This window comes from Micromonospora sp. NPDC051006 (assembly GCF_044456245.1).
Lineage (GTDB): Bacteria > Actinomycetota > Actinomycetes > Mycobacteriales > Micromonosporaceae > Micromonospora.
In genome coordinates, this window is sequence record NZ_JBITFP010000020.1 from 71143 (window position 1) to 97504 (window position 26362).

Genomic DNA, 26362 nt, shown 5'->3' on the forward strand with positions numbered 1-26362 from the left:
GGCACGCAGCAAACGGCCCGGCACTGCTTCAATGAGCCGGTGACGACCGACTGGATCCGGTGGCACCAGGACTACGACGCCCCGGGTTCGCCGCTGGCCCGTCGGCTGGCCGTGGTGCAACGCGATCTGCGTCGCGCGCTCGCCGACGCGCCGTGCGGCGAGGACGGCGTCCGGCGTCTGGTCAGCATCTGTGCGGGCGACGGGCGCGACGTGCTGCCGGTGCTGGCCGAACACGGTCGCGGCCGGGACGTCCGCGCGCTGCTGATCGAACTCGACCCGACCCTGTCCCAACGCGCCCGGGCGCGAGCCGTCGATCTCGGTCTGTCCGAGGTCGAGGTGTGGACGGCTGACGCGGGCGCCGCCGACACCTACCAGCAGGTCCAGCGGGCGCAGGTGGTGATGGCCTGCGGTGTCTTCGGCAACGTCGCCGTCGAGGACGTACGGCGGACGGTGGCCGCGCTGCCGGCCCTGCTGGCCCCGGGCGGGATCGTGATCTGGACCCGCGCCCGACCCGACGCCGGGCCTGATCCCAGCCTAAAGGTCCGCGCCTGCCTCGCTGATCACGGATTCGCGGAGTTGGCGTTCACCAGCCCCACCGACGCCAGATTCCGGGTGGGCATGCACCAACTCGTCGAGCACCCCGCCCATCCGCCCGCGTTGCGACCCGGCACGCGACTGTTCACCTTCGTCTGAGGGCTGCCCGCGCTCACGGGGGAGCGGGTTCGACAGTCAGTCGCTCTGGAACTCGGGCAGGCCCGCCTCTTCCGAGTCCGGCCCGACCACCGCGGTCAGCGTCGTTCCGTCCGCGCAGAGCGCGGTGGCCCGCAGATACGTCCGCCGTTCCTGCGCCCGCATCAGCACCTCGGCCTCGAACACCTCGTCCTCGGCGCGCAGCAGGTCGATGTCGCCTCGGCTCTCGTAGTGGGCGCGTACGTCCAGCGGGGTCATCCGGATGGTGGCCGCGACCGTGGTCAGGGCGCCCTGCTCGACCACCGAGGTGACCCGCGCGCCGTCGGGCAGGAGCAGGCCGGTGACCTGGCCGTCCACCTCGGCGTCGGCGTCCAGCGGAACCCGGTCGCAGCTGGGCAGGTTCGCGAGCATCCCCGGCCCCCGGTCGGTGGGCTGACCGGCGTCCGTGCCGCCGCAGGCGACGAGCAACGGAACCGTGACGACGACGGCGAACATCCGGAGTCTCACCGCAGCAGGATGTCACGCTCAGCGCAGCACCCGCCAGCGTCGCACCATCAGCAGCAGCCCGGCGATGATGACCCCGGTGACCACCATGAGGACGCTCGTGATCATGGCCCCGTAGGCGAAGCCGGAGAATTCGAAGACCTGGTCGAAGATGTAGACCGGCAGGTAGAGCGTGGCGTTGGCGGGCCGGCCGTCGGTGAGGACGTACGCCGGCACGAAGTTGACCTGCAGGGTGAGGATCGTGTCCCGGACGGCGAGCAGCACCAGCACCGGCGCGAGCAGCGGCAGCGTGAGCCGGCGCAGCTGGCCGAACGGGCCGCAACCCTCCAGCGCCGCCGCCTCGTAGAGCCGTCCGTCGAGCATCCGCCGAGCGGCGAGCACGACGATGAAACCCTCACCGATCGGGAACGCGAGCATCAGCGCCACCGCCACCCGCGCGGAGCCGGGCTCGGCGAGCCAGTTCATGCCCGGGTGGCCGAAGAGCCCGAGCAGCTGGTTGAGTGGGCCGTAGAGCGGGTTGAGCACCCACAGGAAGAGCACCGCCAGGGCCACGTCGGGTACGACGGTCGGCAGGTAGACCGCGACCCGGAACCAGCGGCCGCCCGGGCGGGGCGCGGCCAGCAGCAGCCCGAGCCCGATGGCGGCCAGCAGCCGCAGCGGTACGGCCAGCGCCAGGTGGATCGCGGAGGCCCGGATGCTGTCCGCGAGGAAACCGTCGGCGAGCAGGCGGCGCGCGTTGTCCAGACCGACGAACCGCGGATCCCGGGTCAGTCCGGTGTGGTCGGTGAACGCGTAGCCGAGGTTGAGCAGGGCGGGCAGCGCGATCAGCAGCGCGACGGCCACCGCGTACGGCGCGAGGAAGGCCCACGCGGTCAGCGGCCGGCTGACCCGGCCGGTGCTCACCGGCGTCGCCCGGTGTCGGCGTCGAAGCGGTGGATCCGCCCCGGGTCGGCACGCAGTCGGACCTGGTCGCCCGGCCACACGCCGGGCCGGGGACCGGTGCGCACGGTCAGCCGGGTGCCCTCGTCGCAGCGGGTAAGCAGGACGGCCTCGCTGCCCAGCGCCTCCACCGCCTCGACGGTCGCCGCCACCGGTCCGTCGGGGTCGAGGCTCAGATCCTCCGGGCGTACGCCGAGGGTGTCGTCGGTGACGCCGCCCAGCACGCCGCCACCGGGTACCAGGTTCATCGGCGGGCTGCCCAGGAAGCCGGCCACGAAGGTGTCCGCGGGCTCGTCGTAGACCCGCTGGGGTGGACCCACCTGGCGGACCCGGCCGTGGTCGAGGACGACGACCCGGTCGCCGAGGGTCATCGCCTCCGCCTGGTCGTGGGTGACGTGGATGGTGGTGGTGCCCAGCTCGCGGTGCAGGGCGAGCAGGTCGGCGCGGGTGGCGAAGCGCAGCGGCGCGTCCAGGCTGGCCAGCGGCTCGTCGAGCAGGTAGACGGTCGGCTCGCGCAGCAGCGCGCGGGCGAGGGCGATGCGCTGACGCTGCCCGCCGGAGGTCTCGTCGGGGTAGCGGTCGAGCAGGTCCGCGATGCCGAGCCGGTCGGCCGCCGCCCGGGCCCGCCGCTCGGCCTCCGCGCGCGGTACCCGGCGGACCCGCAGTCCGAACAGCAGGTTGCCACGCACCGTGAGGTGGGGATAGAGCGCGTAGTCCTGGAAGACCATCGCCACCGCGCGGCGGTGCGGTGGCACCTGGGCGACGTCCTGGCCGTCCACGACGATCCGGCCGCCATCCGGCCGGTCCAGCCCGGCGATCAGTCGCAGGACGGTGGACTTGCCGGAGCCGGACGGGCCGACCAGCGTCACCATCTCGCCGGCCGGTACCTCCAGGTCGACGCCGTCGAGGGCGGCCACCTTCCCGTACGACTTGGTCAGCGCCTCCAGCCGGATGACACCCCGGTCAGCCACCGGCGCCCACCGTCAGACCGAACAGTGGCCGGACCTTCTCCTCCAGCTGTCGCAGCCCCTGCTCGCGGCCGACCCGACCGTAGAAGACCTCCTCCAGCAGGGCGTCGCCCTCGCGCTCGACGCGTGACCAGGTGGCGGTGCGCGGGGTGGCGCGCAGGTGCGGCTCGGCGTCGAGGTAGACCCGCGACGACCGAGGGGGCTTCTGCGGGTCGAGGAACTCGGGGGAGTTGGCCACGTCGAGCCGGGACGGCACGGTGCGGCCGGACCCGGCGAGGATCCGCTGGCCCTGCCCGCCCATCGCGAACTCGATGAACTTCCAGGCCTGGTCGTGGTCGGGCAGGCCGGCGCTCATGCAGTAGGCGTCGCTGTGCAGGATCGACGCGGGTACGCCGCCCGACGCGATCGGCAGCGGCGCCACGTCCCAGGTGAAGCCGTCGATGGTGCGCAGCGTCGGCACGGCGACCCGGCTGTTGAGGTACATGCCGAGCGTGCCGCGCAGGAAGCGGGCCTCACTCGACTCGCTCTGCTCCTCGGCGTCCGGCGGCACGACGTGGTGCTTCAGTTGCAGGTCGAGGAACCAGTCGACCGCGGCGCGGCTGGCCGGGTCGCCGGTGAGGGTCAGGGTGGTCGGCTTGTCCGGGTGGTCGACCAGCTCACCCCGGTTGGACCAGACGAACGGGGCGAGCCGTGGGAGGGACGGCTCCACGCCCACGCCGTACTTCCCGTCGCCGGTCAGGGTCCGGCCGGCGGCCAGGAAGTCGTCCCAGGTCCAGCCTGCCTTCGGCAACGGCACGCCGGCGGCCGCGAATAGGTCGGCGTTGTAGTAGACGACCAGGGAGGACATGTTCTGCGGCAGGCAGGTCAGCGTCTTGCCGTCGAAACGGAAGGCGTCCAGCGCCCGCGGGGAGAAGTCGTTCTCGTTCAGCGCCGCGCTGCGGTCCAGGTACGCCTGCGCCGGTTCGATCGCCTGCTGGGCGGCGAACTGGCCGTAGCGGCGGTAGTTGAGCAGGAACACGTCGGGTGGCTGCCCACCGGCGAACGAGGTGGTCAGGCGGGCCATCAGGTCGTCCTGGGTGGCGACCGGCGAGAGGTTGACCGCGACGTCGGGGTGGGCCTCCTCGAACGCGGCGACCATGCTGCGGTAACCGGCGACCTCCTCGGCGTCGCCGAAGAGCACGACGGTGATCCCGGAGCTGTCGTCCGCGCGGTCGCCGGCGCCGCAGCCGGCGCCGTAGCCGAGCAGCAGCGCCGCGGTGATCAGGGCTACCCATCGTCGGGCCCGGAACGTGCTCACCTTCGACCTCCAGATCTCAGTGCCGCCAGCGGATCGTCGTTGAGCAGGATCCGCTGGGCGAGCAGGAACACCACCACGCAGGGCGCCGTCGCGACGACGCAGGCAGCCATCAGCAGCGGCCAGTCCGTCGGGTTCAGCAGCCGCAGGAACTGCAGGCCGAGCGGGTAGGTGTAGCGGTCGCCGCTGTGCAGGTAGAGCAGCGGGTCGATCAGGCTGGACCAGTGCAGGGTGAAGGCGAGCACGCCGACCGCCAGGGTCGCCGGGCGCACCTGCGGCAGTGCCACCCGCCGCCAGATCGTCAACCACCCGGCGCCCTCGAGCCGGGCGGCGCCGAGCTGGGTGTCCGGTACGCCGCCGAAACTCCAGGCGTAGAGCAGCACCAGGAACGGACTGCCGGCGAGCACCGCCGGAGCCAGCAGCGGGACGTACGTGTCGACCACGCCGGCCAGCCGGAACAGCTCGAAGCGGGTCGCCCACACCGCGGTGACCGGCACGAGGAGCACCGCCAGCAGGCCGAGGACCGCCCGGCGGCGGGCCACCGGCGTCAGCAGCCGCAGCCCGAAGCCGGTCAGCGACGCGACGGCGACGGTCAGCGGCACGGCGACCGCGACGACCAGCGCCGAGTTGGCCAGATACCGGAACAGCGGGATCAGCTCGGGCAGCCGGGCGTACGCGGCCACTGTCGGTTCGGGCGGGAACAGCTCGAGGGTGCGGGGCGGGGGTAGGCCGGCGGGTCGCAGTGAGCCGACCAGCATGAACCACAGCGGTGCGGCGAAGAGCGCCGCGAACGCGGCCGGCACCAGGAACCGCCCGATGATCCGCGGGATCATGGCTGGGCCCGAGAACCGCACATCCCGCCCTTCCCGTCGCCCGGCCACCGATCGGCGCGCTCGTCGGCGATGCCGCCTGGGCTCCGCCGCCGACCGGGGTGGGGTCCCGGCCGGTTGGTGGAGGTGGTTCGGCCGAACCTATGGCCGGGCGACGGTCGCGTCATCGAGCACCTGTTGGAATCGCACGCCACCCGGTCCTACGCCTGTCGAGATGCGACAGACGTAGGAGACGGCGGCGATCACGTCCCGCACCTGTCCGATGACCGAGCGCGGATCCGTTCCTAGGGTGCGAGGCAACTGCCGCGCCGACGGCCCGTCGTCCTCGCCCGGGACGACCGGTCCACGGCCGGTGCTGGACAAGGGGAGGAGCACGATGCGAACCACAAGGAGCTGGTGGCGAGCGTCGGTGGTGGTCGTGATGACCGCCGCCGTCGGTCTGCCGGCGGCCGCCGCGACGGCGCAGCCGGTGGTGGACCGTGTCAGGCCGGTCATCGAGAACGGAGTCACCCAACCGGTGTTCGGATATGCCGACGCGATCCGCGAGCGGGTATTCGTCACCTCCGACGTCGACACCGACGGCGACGGCGCCCGCGACGTCGTGTCGATGGACATCATCCGGCCCAAGGCCAGCGAGGCGGGTCTGCGGGTGCCGGTGGTCATGGATGCGAGCCCGTACTACTCGACGGTGTGTCGGGGCAACGAGGGCGAGTGCAAGGCCGACGTCGACGGCGACGGTCTCAACGACCAGTGGCCGCTCTTCTACGACAACTACTTCGTTCCGCGCGGCTACGCGGTGGTGCTGCTCGACATGATCGGCACCAACAACTCAACCGGCTGCCCGGTCACCGGTGGCCGGGCTGACAACATCAGCGCACCGACCGCGATCGACTGGCTCAACGGCCGCCGGGCCGGCACCAACGCCGCCGGCGAGCGGGTCGTCGCCGACTGGCACAACGGCCGCACCGGCATGATCGGCAAGTCGTACGACGGCACGCTGGCCAACGCGGCCGCCGCCAGCGGCGTGCGGGGGCTCACCACCATCGTGCCGATCTCGGCCATCTCCAGCTGGTACGACTACTCGCGCAGCAACGGCCTGGTCACCCGGGCCAACAACTACTCCGGGAGCCTCTCCAACACGGTCACCAATCCGGAGCGGCGGGAGCACTGCGCGGCGGTGCGGGAGCAGCTCGGCGTCGACGGCGACGACGTCACCGGCGACTACAACGACTTCTGGGCCGAGCGGGACTACGTCCCGGACGCCAAGCGCGTGCGGGCCAGCGTCTTCGTGGTCCACGGCATCAACGACAACAACGTCCGGCCGGACCACTTCAGCAAGTGGTGGGACGCGCTGGCCGAGCAGGACGTCCCGCGCAAGCTCTGGCTGACCGGCACCGGTCACGTCGACCCGTTCGACTTCCGCCGCGGCGAGTGGGTCGACACACTGCACCGCTGGTTCGACTTCTGGCTGCACGGCGTGCGCAACGGCATCATGGCCGAGCCGAGGGTCGACATCGAGCGGTCGCCGGACGTCTGGGAGACCCACCGGGACTGGCCGATCCCGGCCGCCCGGTCGACCCAGGTGTTCCTGCGGCCCGGGGCCGAGGGCGCGGCCGGTGGGCTGTCGGTGCGTCCGCAGCCCGGCAAGGCGTCCCGGACGTTCCAGGACACCCCCACGATGAGCCAGACCAACGCGATCCGGCACCCGTCGGATCCGGCGGCGAACAAGGAGAACCGGCTGGTGTTCCTCTCCGAGCCGCTGCGCGCGCCGCTGCACATCTCCGGCACCCCCATCGTCAAGATCAACGCGACGGTGAACGGCGAGGACACCAGCTTCGCCGGCCTGCTCGTGGACTACGGCACCCGGCCGCGGTTCGGCACGTCCGGCGACGGCATCCGGACGCTGACCGAGGAGGACTGCTGGGGTGCCGAGGCCACCTGGGGCGGGCACGCCGAGGAGGCCTGCTACAAGCAGACCGAGAAGACCATCGCCACCGAGCCGCAGGAACTCGTGACGAAGGGCATCATCGACGGGCTCAACATCGACTCGCTCCGCGAGTCGACGCCGTTGGTGCCGGGCGACAAGAACGGCGTCGACCTCGCGCTGCTCCCCGAGGACTACGTCTTCGCGGCCGGCAACCAGGTCGGCGTGGTGCTGCTCGGCTCCTACTCCGGCTACAGCAGCCGGGCGAAGCAGAACCGGGCCGAGATCACCGTCCACTTCGATCGCAGCCGCATCGAGCTGCCGGTCGTCGGCGGCCGGCCCGCGGCCGTACGAGCGGGCCTGTAGGAGACCGGCGGGGGGGGGGGGCCCCCCCGCCCCCCCCCCCCCCCCCCCCCCCCCCCCCCCCCGCCCCCCCGCCCCCCCCCCCGCGGGGGGCCCCCGGCCCCCGCCCCCCCCCCCCCCCCCCCCCCCCCCGGGGGCCCGCCCCCGGGCCCGCCGCCCCCCCCCCGGCACCGGTTCAGCCGACCGGCACCAGCTCGTCCGCGGGCGCCGGCGGGTCCGTCGGCGTCGCCGCCGGCCGGCGGCGCAGGAAGCGCGGCGCCCACCAGTTCGCGTCGCCGAGCATGGTCATCAGGGCTGGCAGCACCACCGCGCGGATGATGGTGGCGTCCAGCAGGATCGCCGCGGCCAGGCCGATGCCGAGCTGCTTCATGTCGATCGTGCTGAGCGTCGCGAAGATCGAGAAGACGCCGACCATGACGATCGCCGCGCTGGTCACCACTCCGGCCGACGAGGTGATGCCGTACGCCACCGCGTCCCGGTTCGACATTCCGGCGCGGATCCCCTCACGGATCCGGCTGACCACGAAGACGTGGTAGTCCATCGAGAGGCCGAAGAGCACCACGAACAGGAAGAGCGGCAGCCAGGAGACGATCGCCCCCATCGAGGTGAAGCCGAGCAGGTCGTCCGCCCAGCCGCCCTGGAACACCAGCACCAGCAGCCCGTACGCGGCGCCCGCGGAGAGCAGGTTCAGCACGATCGAGCTGACCGCCACCACCACCGACCGGAAGGTCAGCACCATCACCAGGAAGGTGAGCACGAGCACGAAGCCCATCACCAGCGGCAGCTTGTCCCGCACGTGGGCCGCGTAGTCCTCGCTGGCGGCGACCCCGCCACCGACCGCGTACTCGACGCCGGGGATGCCCCCCAGCTCGGCCGGGACCAGTTCGTCCCGGAGCCGGTGCATCGAGTCGACCGCCTTGTCGTCGCGGCTGGCGTAGGGGGTGGCGACCTCCAGCACGGAGACCCGCCGGTCGTCGGAGACCTGGATCTTCGGGCCGTCCGCCTCGACGGGGGCGAATAGCGGGTCACCCCCGGCGCGGCCGGCGAGGTCGGTGAGCGCCGCCCGCACGCGGTCCGCCTCGGCCGCTGGCGCCCGTACCGCCACCGTGTGGCTGGTGCCGTTGCTCGGGAACGCCTCGGTCAGCCGGTCGTACGCCTGCATCGCCGGCGTGCTGCGCGGCAGGTCCTCCATGCCGGGGAACTTCAGCTTCATGCCCAGCGCCGGGGCGGCGAGCGCGAGCAGCAGCCCGACCGAGATCACCAGGGTCGGCACCGGCGCCCGCAGCGCGGGGCGGAGCACCGCCGGCCAGAAGCGCGGCGCCGGCTCGCCCGGGCGGCCGGTACGCGGCGCCGTCAGCCGCCACAGCAGCGGCACCCGGGGACGGTCGACCCAGCGGCCGAGCTTGGCGAGCAGCGCGGGCAGCACGGTCAACGAGCCGGCCACCGCGACCGCGACCACCAGGATCGAGCCCACCGCCAGGGAGGAGAAGACCGCGTCGCCGGCGAGCAGCAGGCCGGCCATCGAGATGATCACCGCGAAGCCGGAGACCACCACGGCGTGTCCGGAGGTCTCCGCGGCGATCTCGACCGCATCCAGGCCGGAGCGGCCCTTGGCCCGCTCCTCGCGCTCGCGGCGCACGTAGAAGAGTGAGTAGTCCACCCCGACCGCCATGCCGATCAGCAGGATGACGCTGCTCGTGACGTCGGTCGACGGCACCAGGTGGGAGGCGAGAGTGGAGAGCCCCATCGCGGCGGCCACGGAGGAGAGCGCCAGCAGCACCGGCACGCCGGCCGCGATCAGCGCGCCGAACGCGATGATCAGGATGGCCAGGGTGACCGGCAGGCTGAGCAGCTCGGCGCGCTGGAAGTCCTTGCCGAGGGTGTCGTCGAGCGCCTTGTTGATCGACGGCCCGCCGACCTGCTCGACGCGCAACTGCGGGTGGGCCTCCTGGACGCCGGCGGTGGCGTCCCGCAGCGGCTGCACCCGGTCGCTGGCGGTCTCCGGATCGCCGGACATGGTGATCGGCAGCAGCAACGCCGAGCCGTCCCGCGCCGACACCGGCTGCCCCACCCCGGCCACCCCGGTCACCGACCGCAACCGGGCCGCCGCGTCGTCGGCCGCCGCCCGGGCCGCCGTCTGGTCGAGCGTGCCGGCACGCGGGGTGATCAGGACGTTCTCCACGGCCGGATCGTGGAAGTCACCGGCCGACACGATCAGCCCGGCCCGGCCGGACTCGCCGATCGCCTGATCGGATTCGGTGGCCTCGTTGAGGCCGGCGGCGCTGCCCCCGACGAAGCAGATCGCCACGAACACCACCCAGAGCGCGATCGCGCGCCACGGATGTTCGGCGCTCCACCGCGCCAACCGGACCGTCACCGGTCTTGCCCCCATCGCGGGTCCCCCTGTCAGCTCAGACCTAGGTCAACGGTGCTGACGCTAGGGAGCTGACGAGACCCGGACATCCGGGAGCATCCCCGGCTCGCCCCGGGTGTGCACCCCGGCGGGGTGAGCGGTCCGCCGGAGCGCGGAACCGGGGCGTCACCGGCCGAATCGGACGATCACCCGGGAGTGCCCCGGAGCGGCCCGAGCCGACGCGCGGGGCGCGCCCCCGACCCGACTCAGGGTCATCCCCGGACGGACCCCCGGGGCCGGGGCTGGCAGCGGGGGCAGCTGTAGGAGGAGCGGTTCATGAACGGCTCCCGGCGGATCGGCGCGCCGCAGCGCCGGCACGGCTCGCCTTCCCGGCCGTAGACGTTGAGCGCCCGGTCGAAGTAGCCGCTCTCCCCGTTCACGTTGACGTAGAGGGCGTCGAAGCTGGTGCCGCCCTCCTTGATCGCCTCACCCAGCACGTCGCGGACGTGCCCGAGCAGCCGCTGCGCGGCCGGGCCGGTCAGCGCGTCGGTGGGCCGGGTGCCGTGCAGGCCGGCCCGCCAGAGCGCCTCGTCGGCGTAGATGTTGCCCACCCCGGAGATCAGCGTCTGGTCGAGCAGCGCCCGCTTCACCTCGGTCCGACGCCGCCGCAGCGCGGTCGCGAACGCCGCGTCGGAGAACTGCGGGTCCATCGGATCCCGGGCGATGTGCGCGATCTCGGCCGGCAGCTCCGCGCCGCCCTCGCTCACCGCCAGCCCACCGAAGGTGCGCTGGTCGACGAAGCGCAGCTCCGGGCCGTCGTCGGCGAAGCGGAACCGGATCCGCAGGTGCGTCTCGTCGGGGGCGTCGGCTGGTTGCAGCAGCAGCTGACCGGACATGCCGAGGTGCCCGACCACCGCGTCGCCGCTGTCCAGCGGCAGCCAGAGGTACTTGCCGCGACGGCGTACGTCGAGCACCGTCCGGCCGGTCAGCACGTCGGCGAAGTGCTCGCCGCCGGGCGTGTGCCGGCGGACCGCGCGGGGGTGCCGCACCTCGACGCTGGCGATCCGCCGGCCGATCACCCACTGCGCCAGGCCCTGCCGGACGGTCTCGACCTCGGGCAGCTCAGGCACGGGCGGAACCCGATCCGTCGGCAGGCGCGGCGTCGAGCGCACCGGCGTCGAGCGCGCCGGCGTCGAGCGCACCGGTTCCGCCGGCCGGGCCGGTGCCGTTGCCTGCGTCGGCCGGGCCGGCGCCGTTACCGCTGGCGGCGCCGGGCCGGGCCGGGCTGGCCCCGCGATCGGTCTGCTCGGTCTGCTCGGTGAGGGTCCGCCAGGCCGCCTCGGCGGCCCGCTGCTCGGCCTCCTTCTTGCTGCGCCCCTCGGCGCCGCCGTAGCGGTTGCCGGCGACCACCACCCAGGCGGTGAAGGTCTTGAGGTGGTCCGGGCCGGCGCCCTCGATCCGGTACTCGGGCACGCCCAGCCCGAGCGCCGCGGTCAGCTCCTGGAGGCTGGTCTTCCAGTCCAGCGCCGCGCCCCGGCCGGCCGACTCGGCCATCAGCGGGTCGAAGAGCCGGTGGATGACGATGGCGGCGGTGTCCAGGCCGTACTGGAGGTAGATCGCCCCGAGCAGCGCCTCCAGGGTGTCGGCGAGGATGCTCGCCTTGTCCCGGCCGCCGGTGGTCTCCTCGCCCTTGCCGAGCAGCAGGTACGCGCCGAGCCCGTCCGGGCCGAGGCCCCGGGCCACGTCGGCCAGGGCGCGCATGTTGACCACGCTGGCCCGCAGCTTGGCCAGCTGCCCCTCGGGCAGGTCCGGGTGGTTGTGGAAGAGCGCCGTGGTGATCACCACGCCCAGCACCGAGTCACCGAGGAACTCCAGCCGCTCGTTGGTGGGCAGGCCGCCGTTCTCGTACGCGTACGAGCGGTGGGTCAGCGCGCGTTCCAGCAGCTCGGCGTCGAGCGTCACGCCGAAGGCGGCTTCGAGGTGACCGACGGACGCCCGCCGCCGCTTGTCGTTGCTCATGGTGTGGCTACCTCGGTGTCGGTGGGGCGGTCGGTGCGGTCGTGTCCCGTCGGGGCAACGCCTGCGAGCAGGGCGGCGACGGAGTCGGCGGCGCGGCGCCGCCAGAGGTGCGCGGCGAGCGCGATGCCGGAGGCGACGTCGTCGGCGATGGCGGCGCCGTGGCAGACCACCACGGTGCCGGCGACGCCGAGCAGGGCAGCCGCCCGGGGTGCGCCACCGCTGGCGGGGGGACCGCCGGCCATCGCGTACGCGCCCTCGATCGCCTTGAGCAGCACGTTACCGGTGAAGCCGTCGGTGACCACCACGTCGGCGCGCGCGCCGACCGAGACGTCGTACCCCTCGACGAGGCCGACGTAGCGGGCGTCGCAGGGCAGCGGTTCGGCGGCGAGCACGGAATCGGCGGCCCGGCGGACCCGGTCGCCCTTGCCCGCCTCGGTGCCGACGGAGAGCAGCCCGACCCGGGGGGCGACGACGGCGTGCGCCACCGCGGCGTAGGCAGCGCCGAGTACGGCGTGCCGGGCGAGGGTGGCCGGGCGGGGTTCCAGGGAGCCGCCGACGTCGAGCAGCACGACCGGACCGGCGACTGCGGGAAGCGTGGCGACCAGGGCCGGCCGACGCACGGCCGGCCACCGGCCGAAGCCGAGCGCGGCGGCGGTGACGGTGGCCCCGGTCGAGCCGGCGGAGACCACGGCGTCGGCGATGCCGTCGCGAACGGCGGTGACGGCGGCGCGCACGGTGCTCTCGGCCCGCGCGGCGCTCGGGTGGTCGGCCATCCCGACCGCGTCCCGCACCGGCCGCACGGTGATCCGGGCCCGCTGGGCCGGGCCGAGGGCAGCGATCAGCCCGTCGGCGACCTCGGCGGGGCCGACGAGCAGCAGATGCAGATCGGGGTCGGCGCGCATGGCCCGCAGAGCGCCGTCAACCACGACGGCGGGAGCATCGTCCCCGCCGAGGAGGTCAACGGCGATCCGCGCGGTGCCCGGCTCCATCGGAACGCCGGCCGGAGCAGGCCGGCCGGCGTCGGAGGGAGCCGGGGCACCGGGCGTTTGCCAGGGTGCGCGCGCCGCCCGACCAGGGGTCGGGGGCGTCACTCGGCGTCCAGGTCAGACCTCGAGAACCTGGCGGCCGTTGTACGTGCCGCAGACGGAGCACGCGGCGTGCGGCAGCTTCGGGGACTTGCACTGCGGGCACGCGACGGTCGCGACCACGGCCGCCTTCCAGTTCGCCCGGCGGGACCGGGTGTTGCTGCGCGACATCTTGCGCTTGGGGACGGCCACGGTTCTTACTCCTCTTTACGGGTCAGTTGCGACAGGCCCGCCCATCGCGGGTCGATCTGCTGGTGACTGTGGTCGGCCGGCAGATCATCCCAGTGCGCCCCGCATTCGGGGCACAGTCCTGGGCAGTCCTCCCGGCAGAGCGGGTTGGTCGGCAGCGTGAGCACCAACGCGTCCCGCAGCGCCGGCTCCAGGTCGATCAGATCGCCCTGCATCCGGCCCACCTCGTCCTCGTCGGTCGTGACGTCCGTGGTGCTGTTCTCGTACGCGTACAGCTCCTGGATCGTCACGGCCATCGAGTCGTTGATCTCGCGCAGGCAGCGGCCGCACTCGCCCCGGACGGGACCGGTGATGGTCCCGGAGACGAGCACACCCTCGGACACCGACTCCAACCTCAGGTCGAGGTCGAGGTCCGCGCCCTCCGGCACGCCGATCAACTCCACACCGAGGTCTGCCGGTGCCGGCGCGACCCGCTTGACCGTACGCAACGCGCCAGGCCGACGCGGCAGGTCCCTCGTGTCGAGGACCAGCGGCGACCTGGGGTCGAGTGTCGATGGCGAGTGTTTGGGCATAGTCAGACTCCGGCCGGTGAGAGGCCGACAAAAAAGGTTACCTGGGCGACCGCCGGACCGTCGAACCGGGGGCGACGCCCGCCTTCGAATGCCGGCTGGTGAGGTGCCGCTCAGAAGGGTAGCGGGCGTTCCGCCTCATCCCCAGCGAAGGTGCCGATCTCGCGCAGCGCGTGCATCTTGTCCCGGCCGCGCTCGATCGAGGCGAGCGCGCGGGTCAGGAACTGCTCGAAGTTGGCCAGCGCGGTGTCGACGTAGTCGTCGACCTCGTCACGCAGCCGCTGGGCCTCGGCCCGGGCCTCGGCGATGATCCGCGCGCCCTCGTGCTCGGCGGAGACGGTGATCTCATTCACCGACACCAGCCGGGCGTGTTCCGCCTCACCCTCGCTGATGATCCGGTCCGCCTCGCGCTTACCGGCCTCCATGATCTTGTCGCGCTCATCGAGGAGCGCGGCGGCCCGGCGCAGGTCGGCGGGGAGTTCGGCGCGCACCTCGTCCAGGGCCGCGATCATCTCGCCTCGGTCGACCATGCAGTTGTTGCGAGACATCGGGACGGAGCGGGCCTGCTCCACCATGGCGATCAGTTCGTCGATGCGATCGAGCGGGTCCACCGGTACCTCACTCCTGTCGTTCTTCTCGGCCGACCTACATGATGCGGGCTACGGCCGGGTTCCCGCTCTACTCATCATCTCGCGCAGCGCCACCCGGCCACCCTTCCCCCTCGACACGGCGCGTCGCGCGGCCCGGCAGGGGCCGGTCGGCCGCGCGGCGGGACGCCCGGATCATCCTGAGCCGGGCGATTCGATGGGGGTGCAGCGCTGGTGGCGTTCCTGGCCGGCCGGGCCGGTGGGCAGGCCCCGGCCCGGTCAGCGGGCGGGCCGGGTCGGCGGGGTCGGTCGGATCGGCCCGGTCAGTGGCGCGGCGGCGGCGAGAGCCGCGCCTGGAGCTCGGCGCGGACCCGGTCGGGCACGTGCGACGAGATGTCCCCGCCCCACTTGGCGACGTCCTTCACCAGGCTGGAGGAGAGGAACGAGTAGAGCGGGTTGGTCGGCATGAAGAGCGTCTCGACCCCGGCCAGGCCGATGTTCATCTGCGCCATCTGAAGCTCGTAGTCGAAGTCGCTGACCGCGCGCAGGCCCTTGATCAGCACGCTCGCCTGCTGGGCCCGGCAGAAGTCGACCAGCAACCCGCGGAAGGACTCCACCCGGACGTTCTCGTACGAGGCGGTCACCTCGCGGAGCATGTCGATCCGCTCCTCGACGGTGAACAGGCCGCTCTTCGACTGGTTCACCAGCACGCCGACGATCACCTCGTCGAAGAGCCGGCTGGCCCGGCCGATGATGTCGAGGTGTCCGTTGGTGACCGGATCGAACGAGCCGGGACACACCGCACGTCTCATGATCGGCGACCGTACCAAAGGGTGGTCTCCCCGTAGCGGCGGCTGCGCTCGCCGGTGACGCCCCGCACCCAGTCGAGCGGGGCGCCCCGGCTGGAGCGCTCCACCACGACGAGCGCGTCGGGCGCCAACCAGCCGCGGTCCACGAGCGCGGTCAGCACGGCGGTGATCTCGTCGTCCGGCACCGCGTACGGCGGGTCGGCGAAGACCACGTCGTAGGGCTCCCCCTCAGGACCGGCGGCCAGCACGGTCGCCACCTTGCCGGCGACCAACCGGGCGGCGGGCGCGGCGCGCAGCGCGGCGACGTTCTCGCGGATCACCCGGGCCGCCCGGGAATCGGACTCGACCAGCAGCACGTGCTCGGCGCCCCGGGAGAGCGCCTCCAGCCCGACCGCCCCGGAACCGGCGTAGAGATCGGCGAAGCGGGCGCCGACGAGATCCTTCTCGGCCTGCACGGCGCTGAACAGCGCCTCCCGGACCCGGTCGGAGGTGGGCCGGGTGCCGGCGCCGGGCGGCGCGGCGATCCGGCGTCCGCCGAGCGCCCCGGCCACGATGCGGGTCATCGTCTGCACCTGCTCATGCCTCCGACGCTACGCGACCTCGCGCGGACGCCGGCCGACACCGCCGGTACGGTCCGCGCAACCGCAAGATCACCCCTCGTATATCAATGATCTCGAATTCATAACATCAGTCTTAGCGGATGCTGAGCGCTGTAACGGCGGCGGCGTAGTCGCTAGGGTCTGCCGGGTGCCGATGACCTGATATCGGCTCACAACACGCGGAGGCCCCTCACCGGACGTGCTCCACGCTCCAAGCGACCGTCCAGCCGCCTCCCGTGTAGACACCCCTGACGCTTCTTCACCCCGGGAGTACGCGTGATCCGTCCCAAGCTGTCGCTACGGCGACCGCTGGCCGTCCTGGGGGCCGCTCTGCTCGGCCTCACCGGCGCCTTCGCGCTGGCCGCCCCCGCCAGCGCCCACCACACCACCATCACCGGCACTGTCGAATGTGACCAGCTCACCGGCGAGCGTGTGATCACGTGGAAGGTCGAGAACAGCGAGCGCGACAAGGCCGTCACGCTGATGAAGGTGACCGCCGAGCCGGCCACCCCGGTGCACCTGGCGATCGACAGCGCCGAGCCCGTCCTGCTGGAGGGCGCGGTCGTCGACAAGGGCGGCAGCGTCAACGCCGTCCAGCGGGTGCCCGGCGACACCGCGAGCGCCAAGCTGACCATCCACGGCAAGTGGAAGCAGAACGGCCAGGAGGCGACGAACGAAGGCAGCATCACGCTGTCCGCCGACAAGCCGTGCACCCCGGCGCCGAAGTGCGTGGACGCCAGCCAGGCGAAGTACAGCCACACCTTCGACGGGCCGAAGGGCACCGCGACCGTCAAGCTCGACGGTGACCTGCCGCTCTGCGGTGAGGCGAAGCAGCCGTTCACGCTGGTCTCGTACTTCGCGCCGCGGCCGCAGTTCGCCACCCCGCAGTACGTCTACGGCACGCCGGACAGCGACTGGATCGGCGGCACCAAGACCGAGATCGAGCTGAACGTCGAGATCCCGAACTGCCACACCCAGGTCGACCTGATCTGGGGCGACGCGGACGAGGTCATCGACCCGCTGGTCGAGGGCGGCAAGCGCTACGGCAACATCAAGCTCGGCTCTCCGGGCGCCCCGGGCAACCGGTCCAGCGGCCCGGACGGCTGGTACAACGGCGGTGACAAGAGCTGCACCACCCCGGCGTCCACCTTCGCGTCCAACTGCGACGGAACCGTCACGGTCTCGCTGAGCAACGACGGCAAGATCAGCAAGTACCCGGTCGAGTTCGAGGTCAAGGGCGAGAACGGCTGGTCCAAGAAGGTCACCGTCGAGCCGGGCAAGGCTGACAACGGCATCGTGGTGCCCGCCGAGAACGCCGGCAAGGTCGAGGTGCTGGTCGACGGTAAGGTGATCGACAAGGGCACGTACTCGTGGCAGCGCCCCGAGGACTGCCCGCTGCCCACGGTGACCACAAAGGCGGACTGCAAGAACTTCACCCTGACCGCGACCAACCCGGAGGGTGGCATGCCGGTCAAGGTCGAGTTCACCTACGGCGGCAAGACCGAGACCCGCACCGTCGAGCCGGGCAAGTCGGAGTCGGTGACCTTCAAGGCCGGCAAGGACGAGAAGGCGCTGGTCGCCCTCCCCGAGCTGGACCTGGAGCTGGAGGCCGTGTACGCCCCCGAGGGTGAGTGCGGCGGCGGCGGGGCCGGCGGCGAGGAGCCGGGCCTGCCGGTGACCGGTGCGGCGGCCGGCGGCATCGCCGCGGGCGCGCTGGCCCTGCTCGCCGCGGGCGCGGTGCTCTTCGTCATCGCGCGTCGGCGTCGGGTGACCTTCACCGCCTGATCCGACGGCGTGTGAGCGCCTGATCCAACAGCGCCACGGGCGCGTCGACCGACCGGTCGGCGCGCCCGTGGCGTTTCTGCGTCCACCGTGGTCCGTCCGCCGCAGCGCGCGCCCTCGTCGGCTCCGAAAGCGGACCGGAGCCCGACGGGTCACGATTCGGCCACGGGAGACGACCTCCGGGGTCGCACGGGACCGCGCGGCTACCCCCCTCGTGGTTACCGTCGGGCGACGAACCGGCCATCCGCGAGGCGCATGGCCGTCGATCCATCACCCGCACCGGCCTGGCCGGCTCTGTGCGTCAGGCGCGTCCGACGACAGGAGAGTCCATGAAGAGGCATCGATCGCTCTGGCGCCGCCCGCTCGCCGTCCTCGGCGCGGCGGTGATCGGTCTCACCGGCGTGGTCGCCCTCGGCGCCCCGGCCGGCGCCCACCACACCGCGGTCCAGGGCGAGGCGAGCTGCGTCGACGGCAGCTACCAGGTCCGGTGGACGGTACGCAGCGAGAGCACCCCGCCGGCAGCGACGAGCTTGCGCTTCGTCGCCGTCGACATCGCACCGGCCGGCACCGCTGTCGGCGCCATCGCCACCAGCCCGGAGAACGAGTTCCCGCACCCGGTCGGCGAGCCGGTGACCGGCGTGCAGACCGTGCCCGGTGACGCGAGCGTGGCCCGGCTGGCCGTACGGGCTCAGTGGAACAACGGCCACACCGAGGATCGGGCCCGTGAGGGCGTGGTGGCGCTCGCTGGCACGTGCGGCACGAAGGACCAGCCGGGCGGGCCGAGCGCCAGCTTCACCTCGATCTGCGCGAGCGCGATCGACGTGCGCCTGACCAACCCGGCCAAGGCGCCCGCCGTCGAGCTCCTGCTCGCCTCGATCCCGGCCGGCGGCGCCGCCCAGACGGTGCCGCTCGCCCCCGGCGAGAAGAAGGACGTGCGCTTCCCGGTCGAGGGCTGGGACGGGGTCAGCGTGACCGTGGCAGGCAGCACCGAACCGCTCGCCACCTATCTCTGGACGGACCCGGGCAACTGCGCCCTCGCCGACGTGACCACCCGCTCCACCTGCGACACCTTCACGGTGGTCTTCGCCGACCCACCCAACGGCGACACCTGGACGGTGACCTTCTCGCCGACGTACGGCAAGGCCCGCAAGCGGGTTGTCAAGCCGGGCCAGACGATCGAGGAGACCTTCGAGGGCAGGGAGGGGCAGGCCGTCGTCGCCGAGTACGACTACTGGGACCCCGACGGTGACTACTTCGGCCCGTGGGAGTGGGAGCAGCCCGCCGACTGCGGCGGCGGCGGAGCCGGCACCGGCGGGCTGCCGTTGACCGGCGCCTCCACCGGTGGCCTCGCGTCCGGCGCCGCCCTGCTGCTGCTCGCCGGTGCGGGCCTGTTCCTGGTGGCGCGTCGTCGCCGGCTGCGGTTCACCGCCTGAGCGGAACCGAACCGATCCGAGGGCGCGTGGACCGACCGGTCGGGGCGCCCTCGGCGGCTGCGCCCACGGTGTCAGCCCTTCTCCAGATACTCCGCGCGCTCCTCGTCCACCAGGGCGGCCACCGAGGCGGCCAGGGCCGGCTGCCGGACCAGCTCGGGATCCTCCTCGACCAGGGCGATCGCCTCCGCCCGGGCGTCCCGGATCAGATCCGTGTCGCGCAGCAGGGACAGCAGCCGCAGGTGCGAGCGGCGACCCGACTGGGTGGCGCCGAGCACGTCGCCCTCGCGACGCTGCTCCAGGTCGAGCTCGGCCAGCTTGAAGCCGTCGGTGGTGGAGGCGACCGAGTCGAGCCGTTCCCGGGCCGGGCTGCCCTCCGCCGCCTCGCTGACCAGCAGGCAGAGCCCGGCGGCGGAGCCCCGGCCGACCCGCCCACGCAGCTGGTGCAGCTGGGAGACGCCGAACCGGTCGGCGTCCAACACGATCATCACGGTCGCGTTCGGCACGTCCACCCCGACCTCGACCACGGTCGTGGCCACCAGCACGTCGAGCTGGCCGTCGGCGAACGACCGCATCACCGCGTCCTTCTCGTCGGCGGGCAGCCGGCCGTGCAGCACCCCGATCCGCAGCCCGTGCAGCGGACCCTCGGCGAGCAGCGGCGCCACCTCGGTCACCGCCAGCGGCGGTCGGCGGCCGTTGTCGTCCTCCCGGGGCGGCTCCTCGTCGCTCGCCGGGCCTTCGCCGATCCGCGGGCAGACCACGTACGCCTGGTGCCCCGCGGCCACCTCCTCACGGAGCCGGCGCCAGGCCCGGTCCAGGAAGGCCGGCTTCTCGGCGGCCGGCACCACGTGCGAGGCGATCGGCGAACGCCCCCGGGGCAGCTGGGAGAGGGTGGACACCTCCAGGTCGCCGTAGACGGTCATCGCCACCGTGCGCGGAATCGGGGTGGCCGTCATCACCAGCACGTGCGGCGGCTGGTCGGCCTTGGCCCGCAGCGCGTCGCGCTGCTCGACGCCGAACCGGTGCTGCTCGTCGACCACCACCAGCCCCAGGTCGGCGAAGTCGACGCCCTCGTAGAGCAGGGCGTGGGTGCCGAGCACGATGCCGGCCCGACCCTCGGCGACCTCGGCGAGCGCCCGGCGGCGGGCGGCCGCGCCGAGCGAGCCGGTGACCAGCTCCACTCGGGTGGCGTGTTCGGCGGCGTCCAGCTCGCCGGCGCGGCCCAGCGGACCGAGCAGGTCGAGCATGCCGCGGTGGTGCTGGGCGGCGAGCACCTCGGTGGGCGCAAGCAGGGCGGCCTGCCCGCCGGCGTCCACCACCTGGAGCATCGCGCGCAGCGCGACGACCGTCTTGCCGGAGCCGACCTCGCCCTGCAGGAGCCGGTGCATCGGATGCGGGGTGGCCAGGTCGACGGCGATCTCCCGGCCCACGTCGACCTGGCCGGGGGTCAGCTCGTAGGGCAGCCGGGCGTCGAACGCGTCCAGCAGGCCGCCGGCGCGCGCCGGCCGGGGGCGGGCCGGCCAGTCGGCGGCCCGGTGCTTGCGCTGCACCAGGGTCAGCTGCACCGCGAACGCCTCGTCCCACTTGAGCCGGTGCCGGGCCCGGTAGAGCTCCTCCTTGCTGGACGGCCGGTGGATCTCGCGTAGCGCGGTGCCCAGCCCGACCAGGTTGCGGCTGGCCCGCACGGTCGCCGGCACCGGATCCTCCGGCGGGGTGACCGTGTCCAGCACCACCCGGACGCACTTGGCGATCACCCAGGTGGGCATGGCCGCGGCGGCCGGGTAGACCGGGATCAGTGCACCGGCGAACTCCTCGATCTCCTCGCTGGCCGCCGCCTCGCCGTCGCCGCCCTCGCCGAGCAGCACGTATTCCGGCCCGTTGAGCTGGCGCTTGCCCCGGAACTCGGTGACCTTGCCGGCGAAGAGCCCCCACCGGCCGGGGCGCAGCTCCCGTTCGCGCCAGGCCTGGTTGCCGAAGAAGGTGAGGGTGAGCAGGCCGCCGGAGCCGTCGCCGACGGTCACCTCGAGCAGGTTGCCGCGACGCTGGCGCATCGGCCGCACCGCGGTGCGCTGCACCTGCGCCAGCACCGTGACCTGCTCGCCGACGTCCAGCGACCGGATGTCGGTGTGCTCGCCGCGCTCGTCGTAGCGGCGCGGGAAGTGGTAGATCAGGTCGCCGGCGGTGTGCAGGTCGAGATGGGCCGCCAAGGCCTTGGCGGTCTTCTCGCCGACCAGCTTCTTCAGCGGCGTCTCCACCGTGGCCGACTCGCTCGGCTCGCTCATTCGACCCCCACCAGGAGCGGGTAGTGCGGTTGCCCGCCCGGGTATGCCTGCACCTCGACGAACGGCCAACGCTGCGCGACGTGGGCGCGGACCGCGTCGACGAGGCCGCCCGGGGCGTCCACCCCCGAGATCAGGGTGACCAGTTCGCCACCGCCGCCCAGCATCCGGTCGACCATCGCGACGCAGGTGTCGACCAGGTCGGTGCCGATCAGGTGCACCTCCCCCTCGACCAGGGCGAGCACGTCGCCCGGCCGGCAGGGCCCGGCGACGGTCAACGCCTCCCGGCTGGCGTGGCAGACCTCGGCGTAGCGGCAGGCCCCGGCCGCCTCGGCCATCGCGATGACGTCGTCCTCGAAGCGTCGCCCCGGGTCGCGGACAGCCAGGGCCGCCAGCGCCTGCACCGGCGACCGGGTGGGCACCACACTGACCTTGACCCCCAGCCGGTGTGCCTCCTTCGCCGCGGCGCTCGCGACGGCCTGGGTGTTCGGGTCGTTGGGCAGCACCACCACGCGGGTCGCGCCGGTGGCCCGGATCGCGTCGACCAGTTCGCCGGTGGACGGGTTGCCCGGCACCACCGTGGCGCCCTCACCGCCGAAGAGTTCGGCGATGCCGGCGCCGGGGGCCACCACGACGGCCGCCCGCGCGTCCGCCGGCAGGGCCGCCGGCGGCGGCTGGTCGGCGAAGCGGGTCACCGAGATCCGGTGCGGTCGGCCGGCGACCACGCCCGCCTCGACGGCCGCGCCGACGTTGTTGACGTGCACGTGCACGTTCCAGGTGGGCTCGGGTCCGACGCCGTCACCGACGATCACCAGGGAGTCGCCCAGGCCGGCGAGCACGGTGCGCATCCGGTCGACCGCCTCCGCCCCGGCGTCGAGCAGGAACTGCACCTCGTAGGCGTACCGGTCGGAGCCGGTCTCCCGCGGCGCGACGGCCGGCCCGGCGGCGGGCGGGGGCGCGGGCGGGACCCGCGCCACCCGCTCGCCGGTGACCACCTCGACCAGGGCGTCGAGCAGCAGGCAGAGGCCCCGGCCGCCGGCGTCGACCACGCCGGCGCGGGCCAGCGCCGGCAACTGCTCGGGGGTACGCGCCAGCGCTGCCGCCGCCTCCTCGGCCGCCGCCCCGGCCACGGCGCACAGGTCGTCGCTGTCCGTCCGCTCGGCGCCGGTGGCCGCCGCGGCCACCACGGTGAGCAGGGTGCCCTCCACCGGCTGAGCGACCGCGGTGTAGGCGGCGACGGTGGCGTCGCGCAGCGCGGCGGCCAACTCCCGGCCGCGCAGCGCCGGCACGGCGCCGGCCGCGTCGGCGAAGCCGCGCAGGATCTGCGAGAGGATCACGCCGGAGTTGCCCCGGGCGCCGAGCAGCGCGCCCCGGGCCATCAGCCGCAGCGCGTGCCCGTGCGCGGTGGTGCCGCCGTCGGGGAGGGTGTCCAGGTCCATCGCGAGCGCCTGCTGCGCCGAGGTCAGCGTGAGCACCAGATTGGTGCCCGTGTCGCCGTCGGGCACCGGGTAGACGTTGAGCTGGTCGATCTCGGCCTGGTGCCGCTTCAGGGCGGCCAGCCCGCCCGTGCACCAGCGGCGCACCGCGGCGGCGTCGAGGGTGTCCAGCACGGCGAGAAGCCTACTGGCGCGCGCCGACAGCCGGCGGCCTCGCCCGGCGTGTCCGGGGCCTTGGCCGCCCGCCCCGGGGCCCGCGCTACCCTCGCCGGGCGGCCCCGCCCCGGCAGGAAAGCGCGGCACGAACCGGCCAGCCGGCCCGGGCACGCGGCCCGGTTGGGCAGGACGCCTGGTCATCGGGTAACCTGGCCAGGTTGCCCGGGCAGCACCTGCCGGCGACCCCATGAACGTTTCAATCCCAGGAGTATCCCGTGGCTAGCGTGTGCGACGTCTGTGGCAAGGGGCCGGGCTTCGGCCACAACGTGTCCCACTCGCACCGGCGGACCAACCGCCGCTGGAACCCGAACATCCAGTCGGTGCGCACCCCGGCCGGTGGCGGCAACACCAAGAAGTTGCAGGTCTGCACCTCGTGCATCAAGGCCGGCAAGGTCACCCGCGCCTGACCGCGCGGCAGACCACCTGATCGACGGCACAGCCGGCGGACCATCGGGTCCGCCGGCTGTTTCGTGTGCCCGGACGGCCCTCTGACGGGAACGCGACGACCCATCGACTGCGGTCGTACGCCCGGTTAGGGTCTCCCTGCGCCGACCGCCGGAGAGCCCGGTCGGGGGCCGACCGTGGGGGGCGAGCCGTGCAGCTGGACCTGGGCCGGGACCACATGATCATCATCGGGACCTCGCACGGCATGCTGCGCTCCTTCGCCGAGGACCTGCCCGCCGACAGTGTCGTGCTCATCGACGAACCCGACGTGATCCGCCGTCGCGACGTCGAGCGCCTGGCCGGGCAGCTGCCGTTCGTCTCCCGGGTGGTGCCCGCCGAATACCAGACCGGCTTCGACGCCGCCGCGCTGCTCGCCCGCGAGCCGGGGCTCGCCGCCGCCCGAGTGGTGATGCCCGGCATGGAGTACGCGGTGGGCGCCGCCGCCCGGCTGGCCGACGCGCTCGGCCTGCCCGGCGCCGGAGGCACGGCCGCCGACGTCTTCTGCGACAAGCACCAGCTGCGTCTGCTGGCGGCCGAGGCCGGCCTGGCCAACCCGGCGTTCGAGCTGGTCGACGGCCCCGCCCAGGCGGCCGCCTTCGCCCGCCGGCACGGCGGCCGGTGCGTGCTGAAGCCCACCCGCCGCTCCGGCAGCCTCGGCGTGCAGATCCTCACCGACCCGGAGCAGGTCGCCGACGCGTGGGCGGACACCGCCGCCGCGGAGGCGCCGCCGGAGGCCACCGACCGCGGGGTGCCCACGGCCGTCCTGGTCGAGCAGGTGCTCGACGGCCGGGAGCACAGCGTCGAGCTGCTGGTCGCCGACGGCGAGGTGATCTTCAGCAACGTGACCGACAAGCGGGTGCTGCCCGGACGGCGACCGGTGGAGACCGGGCACACCGTCCCGTCCGTGCTGCCCGACGGCGTCCGGCGGGAGCTGCTCGACGCGGCCGCCCGGCTGGCCCGGGCGGCCGGCTTCCGCACCGGGGTGCTGCACAGCGAGTGGATCATCGCCGACGGCGTGCCGACGCTGGTCGAGTGCGCCGCCCGGCTGCCCGGCGACATGATCACCGCGTTGATCTCGATCGCCTACGAGTGCGGGTTCATCGAGGCCTACCTGCGGACGCTGCGCGGCGAGCGCCCGGTGCTGCCCGCCCGGCCGACCGGCGGGGCGGCGGTGGAGTTCCTGCTGGCCCCGCCCGGCACGGTCACCGCCGTCGACGGTCTGCGGGCGGCCCGCCGGGTCTCCGGGGTGCTGGGCGTGCAGCTCGACGTCGCGGTCGGCGCCACGGTCGGCGAGGTGACCTGCTCCCTGGCCCGCAGCGGGCACGTGCTGGCCTGGGGCGCCGACCTGGCCGCGGCGACCGCCGCGGCCGGCAAGGCCGCCGAGCAGATCCACATCAGCACCGACTGAGCCGGGCCGCTGGCGGCCGGCGCGGCCGGCGCGGCCGGCCAGGGACGGTCACCCGGGCCGGCGCGGTCAGAGCGTGCGGCCGAAGGAGAGGCAGCCCGGCTCGTCCTTGTAGAAGCCGAAGTTCGGGATCCGCTCGTACCCGGCAGAGGTGTACATCGCGATCGCCTCGGGCTGCCGGTCGCCGCACTCCAGGATCATCTGCTTGCGCCCGTGCTCGCGGGCGGAGCGCTCGACCGCCGCCAGCACGGCCCGGGCCACCCCGCGGCCCCGGGCCGCCGGCGCGGTGTACATCCGCTTCAGCTCGGCGAACTCCCCCGTCTCGCCGTGACTGCGCCAGCCACCGCAGCCGACCGGCGCACCGTCGAGGTGAGCGACGAGGAAGGCGCCGGCCGGCGGGACGAACTCGGCCGGGTCGACCGGGGTGTCGTCGCCGCTGCCGCCGTAGCGCTCGCCGAGGTCGGCCAGCGCGTCCCGGATCAGTCGCTGCGCCACCGGTGCGTCGAAGGGCATGGCGTGGATCTCGATCTCGCTCACCGGCAAAGGTTACGACCTGCGGTTACCTCTACCGGAAGTGGTCCCAGCCGGCCGGCCCGGCGTACGCCTCGCCGTCGACGGTGACGCCAGCCCCGGCCACCACCCGGCCGACCGGCCGCCACGGGTCCGGCAGCGCCACCGCCGACGGGAAGGTGGCGGCCAGCGCGTGGTCGTCGCCTCCGCCGAGGATCCAGGAGTACGGGTCGACGCCGAGCGCCTGCGCCGCGTCACGCATCTGCCGGGGCACCTCGAAAGCGTCCCGGCGTACGTCGATCCCGACGCCGCTGGCCTTCGCCACGTGGCCCAGGTCGGCCAGCAGCCCGTCCGACACGTCGATCATCGAGGTGGCCCCGAGTCGGGCGGCGTGCGGGCCGGCCTGGTAGGGCACCTCGGGCCGCCGGTACGCCTCGACCAGCAGCCGGGGCGTGCGGAAACCACGGGACAGCACGGTCAGCCCGGCCGCCGCGAAGCCGGAGCGGCCGGCGAGGGCGACCACGTCCCCCGGGCGGGCCCCGGAGCGACGTACCGGCTCCCGGCCGCCGAGGTCGCCGAGGGCGGTCACCGCGATGGTCAACGTCGGGCTGGCCGACATGTCACCGCCGACCACGCTGGCGCCCACGATCGCCGCCTCGGCGCCCAGCCCGTCGGCCAGCTCCTCCGCCCAGCCCGACTCCAGGTCGGCCGGCATGCAGAGGGCGACCAGCAGCGCCGTCGGGGTCGCTCCCATGGCCGCGATGTCGGCCAGGTTCGCCGCCGCCGCCCGGTGCCCGACGTCCCGGGCGCTGGACCAGTCCCGCCGGAAGTGCCGCCCCTCGACCAGCACGTCGGTCGACGCCGCGACCCGGCCGTCCGGCGCCGCGACCACCGCCGCGTCGTCGCCGGGCCCGAGCAGGGTCGCCGGCCCGTACGCCAGCCGGGCGGTCACCCGCTCGATCAATCCGAACTCGCCGATCCCCGCGACGCTCACCCCCGCCACCTCGTTCCGCTCCTGCCGCCCAACCCCGGCGTGCTCGCTCACCGCTGCTCCTCGACCACCGATAGGGATCGGACCTGCTCCGTAGGGTAGTTTCACCCTTCGGGCCGCCCGAGGGCGGCGACGGAGGGAGGTCAG

24 protein-coding genes are annotated in these 26362 nt (G+C 73.6%); 6 read left to right on the plus strand and 18 right to left on the minus strand.

Features of this window, described 5'->3' with window-relative positions; genetic code table 11:
• Positions 1-39 precede the first annotated feature (39 nt).
• Positions 40-693, plus strand: coding sequence for a methyltransferase (locus tag ACIBBA_RS25210; RefSeq protein ID WP_396700418.1), 654 nt, complete (start codon positions 40-42; stop codon positions 691-693).
• Positions 694-729: 36 nt separating this feature from the next.
• On the opposite strand, the gene ACIBBA_RS25215 is transcribed toward ACIBBA_RS25210, so the two are convergent.
• The 5 genes from ACIBBA_RS25215 to ACIBBA_RS25235 are packed head-to-tail and all read right to left on the minus strand — an operon-like array spanning position 730 to position 5228.
• Positions 730-1197, minus strand: a complete 468-nt coding sequence (locus ACIBBA_RS25215) for a hypothetical protein (RefSeq protein ID WP_396700419.1) — start codon at positions 1195-1197, stop codon at positions 730-732.
• A gap of 18 nt (positions 1198-1215) precedes the next feature.
• A complete protein-coding gene (locus tag ACIBBA_RS25220) occupies positions 1216-2097 on the minus strand; it encodes a carbohydrate ABC transporter permease (protein WP_396700420.1) in 882 nt (293 codons plus the stop codon).
• Positions 2094-3104 (minus strand): ABC transporter ATP-binding protein, encoded by a 1011-nt coding sequence (locus tag ACIBBA_RS25225; protein WP_396700421.1) that lies wholly within the window; start codon positions 3102-3104, stop codon positions 2094-2096. The genes ACIBBA_RS25220 and ACIBBA_RS25225 overlap by 4 nt, the downstream gene beginning before the upstream one ends.
• Positions 3097-4398: an ABC transporter substrate-binding protein gene (locus tag ACIBBA_RS25230; protein ID WP_396700422.1), complete on the minus strand. Its 1302-nt coding sequence runs from the start codon at positions 4396-4398 to the stop codon at positions 3097-3099. The genes ACIBBA_RS25225 and ACIBBA_RS25230 overlap by 8 nt, the downstream gene beginning before the upstream one ends.
• A complete protein-coding gene (locus ACIBBA_RS25235) occupies positions 4395-5228 on the minus strand; it encodes a carbohydrate ABC transporter permease (protein WP_396700423.1) in 834 nt (277 codons plus the stop codon). Before ACIBBA_RS25235 ends, ACIBBA_RS25230 begins: the two co-directional genes overlap by 4 nt.
• 373 nt (positions 5229-5601) lie before the next feature.
• On the opposite strand from ACIBBA_RS25235, the gene ACIBBA_RS25240 reads away from it, so the two are divergent.
• Entirely contained in the window at positions 5602-7515 is a 1914-nt protein-coding gene (locus tag ACIBBA_RS25240; protein ID WP_396700424.1) for a Xaa-Pro dipeptidyl-peptidase, read from the plus strand.
• A 172-nt stretch (positions 7516-7687) separates the two neighbouring features.
• On the opposite strand, the gene ACIBBA_RS25245 is transcribed toward ACIBBA_RS25240, so the two are convergent.
• The 9 genes from ACIBBA_RS25245 to rsmD all read right to left on the minus strand — a co-directional run bounded on the left by ACIBBA_RS25245 (position 7688) and on the right by rsmD (position 15686).
• The gene (locus tag ACIBBA_RS25245; protein WP_396700425.1) at positions 7688-9904 is read right to left on the minus strand and encodes an MMPL family transporter; all 2217 of its coding nucleotides are present in this window, start codon (positions 9902-9904) and stop codon (positions 7688-7690) included.
• Positions 9905-10137: 233 nt separating this feature from the next.
• Positions 10138-10995 carry a bifunctional DNA-formamidopyrimidine glycosylase/DNA-(apurinic or apyrimidinic site) lyase gene (gene mutM, locus ACIBBA_RS25250; RefSeq protein ID WP_396700426.1) on the minus strand — a complete coding sequence of 286 codons (858 nt, stop codon included), beginning with the start codon at positions 10993-10995 and terminating at the stop codon, positions 10138-10140.
• The gene (gene rnc / locus ACIBBA_RS25255) at positions 10988-11884 is read right to left on the minus strand and encodes a ribonuclease III (protein WP_396700427.1); all 897 of its coding nucleotides are present in this window, start codon (positions 11882-11884) and stop codon (positions 10988-10990) included. Before rnc ends, mutM begins: the two co-directional genes overlap by 8 nt.
• Positions 11881-12873 (minus strand): phosphate acyltransferase PlsX, encoded by a 993-nt coding sequence (locus ACIBBA_RS25260; RefSeq protein ID WP_396700428.1) that lies wholly within the window; start codon positions 12871-12873, stop codon positions 11881-11883. Before ACIBBA_RS25260 ends, rnc begins: the two co-directional genes overlap by 4 nt.
• 114 nt (positions 12874-12987) lie before the next feature.
• Positions 12988-13161 (minus strand): 50S ribosomal protein L32, encoded by a 174-nt coding sequence (gene rpmF, locus ACIBBA_RS25265; RefSeq protein WP_088646032.1) that lies wholly within the window; start codon positions 13159-13161, stop codon positions 12988-12990.
• 5 nt (positions 13162-13166) lie between these two features.
• Positions 13167-13730, minus strand: a complete 564-nt coding sequence (locus ACIBBA_RS25270) for a YceD family protein (protein WP_350869621.1) — start codon at positions 13728-13730, stop codon at positions 13167-13169.
• Positions 13731-13840: 110 nt separating this feature from the next.
• A complete protein-coding gene (locus ACIBBA_RS25275; RefSeq protein ID WP_396700429.1) occupies positions 13841-14338 on the minus strand; it encodes a hypothetical protein in 498 nt (165 codons plus the stop codon).
• A 299-nt stretch (positions 14339-14637) separates the two neighbouring features.
• The gene (gene coaD / locus ACIBBA_RS25280; RefSeq protein ID WP_396700430.1) at positions 14638-15126 is read right to left on the minus strand and encodes a pantetheine-phosphate adenylyltransferase; all 489 of its coding nucleotides are present in this window, start codon (positions 15124-15126) and stop codon (positions 14638-14640) included.
• Positions 15123-15686 carry a 16S rRNA (guanine(966)-N(2))-methyltransferase RsmD gene (rsmD, locus tag ACIBBA_RS25285; protein WP_396700431.1) on the minus strand — a complete coding sequence of 188 codons (564 nt, stop codon included), beginning with the start codon at positions 15684-15686 and terminating at the stop codon, positions 15123-15125. The genes coaD and rsmD overlap by 4 nt, the downstream gene beginning before the upstream one ends.
• A 312-nt stretch (positions 15687-15998) precedes the next feature.
• On the opposite strand from rsmD, the gene ACIBBA_RS25290 reads away from it, so the two are divergent.
• Positions 15999-17507: a cell wall anchor protein gene (locus tag ACIBBA_RS25290; protein WP_396700432.1), complete on the plus strand. Its 1509-nt coding sequence runs from the start codon at positions 15999-16001 to the stop codon at positions 17505-17507.
• Between the two features lie 326 nt (positions 17508-17833).
• Entirely contained in the window at positions 17834-18937 is a 1104-nt protein-coding gene (locus ACIBBA_RS25295; protein ID WP_396700433.1) for an LPXTG cell wall anchor domain-containing protein, read from the plus strand.
• A gap of 71 nt (positions 18938-19008) precedes the next feature.
• On the opposite strand, the gene recG is transcribed toward ACIBBA_RS25295, so the two are convergent.
• Together recG and ACIBBA_RS25305 are read right to left on the minus strand one after the other, a co-directional pair.
• Positions 19009-21216 (minus strand): ATP-dependent DNA helicase RecG, encoded by a 2208-nt coding sequence (recG, locus tag ACIBBA_RS25300; protein WP_396700434.1) that lies wholly within the window; start codon positions 21214-21216, stop codon positions 19009-19011.
• Entirely contained in the window at positions 21213-22823 is a 1611-nt protein-coding gene (locus ACIBBA_RS25305; protein WP_396700435.1) for a DAK2 domain-containing protein, read from the minus strand. Before ACIBBA_RS25305 ends, recG begins: the two co-directional genes overlap by 4 nt.
• A gap of 257 nt (positions 22824-23080) precedes the next feature.
• Between ACIBBA_RS25305 and rpmB the strand changes: the two genes are divergently transcribed.
• Positions 23081-23272, plus strand: coding sequence for a 50S ribosomal protein L28 (gene rpmB / locus ACIBBA_RS25310; RefSeq protein ID WP_007456456.1), 192 nt, complete (start codon positions 23081-23083; stop codon positions 23270-23272).
• Between the two features lie 188 nt (positions 23273-23460).
• On the plus strand, positions 23461-24717 hold the full coding sequence (locus ACIBBA_RS25315; protein WP_396700437.1) for an ATP-grasp domain-containing protein: 1257 nt from the start codon (positions 23461-23463) through the stop codon (positions 24715-24717).
• 66 nt (positions 24718-24783) lie between these two features.
• Here the strand turns inward: ACIBBA_RS25315 and ACIBBA_RS25320 are convergent, their stop codons facing one another.
• Both ACIBBA_RS25320 and ACIBBA_RS25325 read right to left on the minus strand, forming a co-directional pair.
• Entirely contained in the window at positions 24784-25227 is a 444-nt protein-coding gene (locus ACIBBA_RS25320; protein WP_396700467.1) for a GNAT family N-acetyltransferase, read from the minus strand.
• A 52-nt stretch (positions 25228-25279) separates the two neighbouring features.
• Positions 25280-26218, minus strand: a complete 939-nt coding sequence (locus tag ACIBBA_RS25325; RefSeq protein ID WP_396700468.1) for a thiamine-phosphate kinase — start codon at positions 26216-26218, stop codon at positions 25280-25282.
• Positions 26219-26362: the final 144 nt, after the last annotated feature.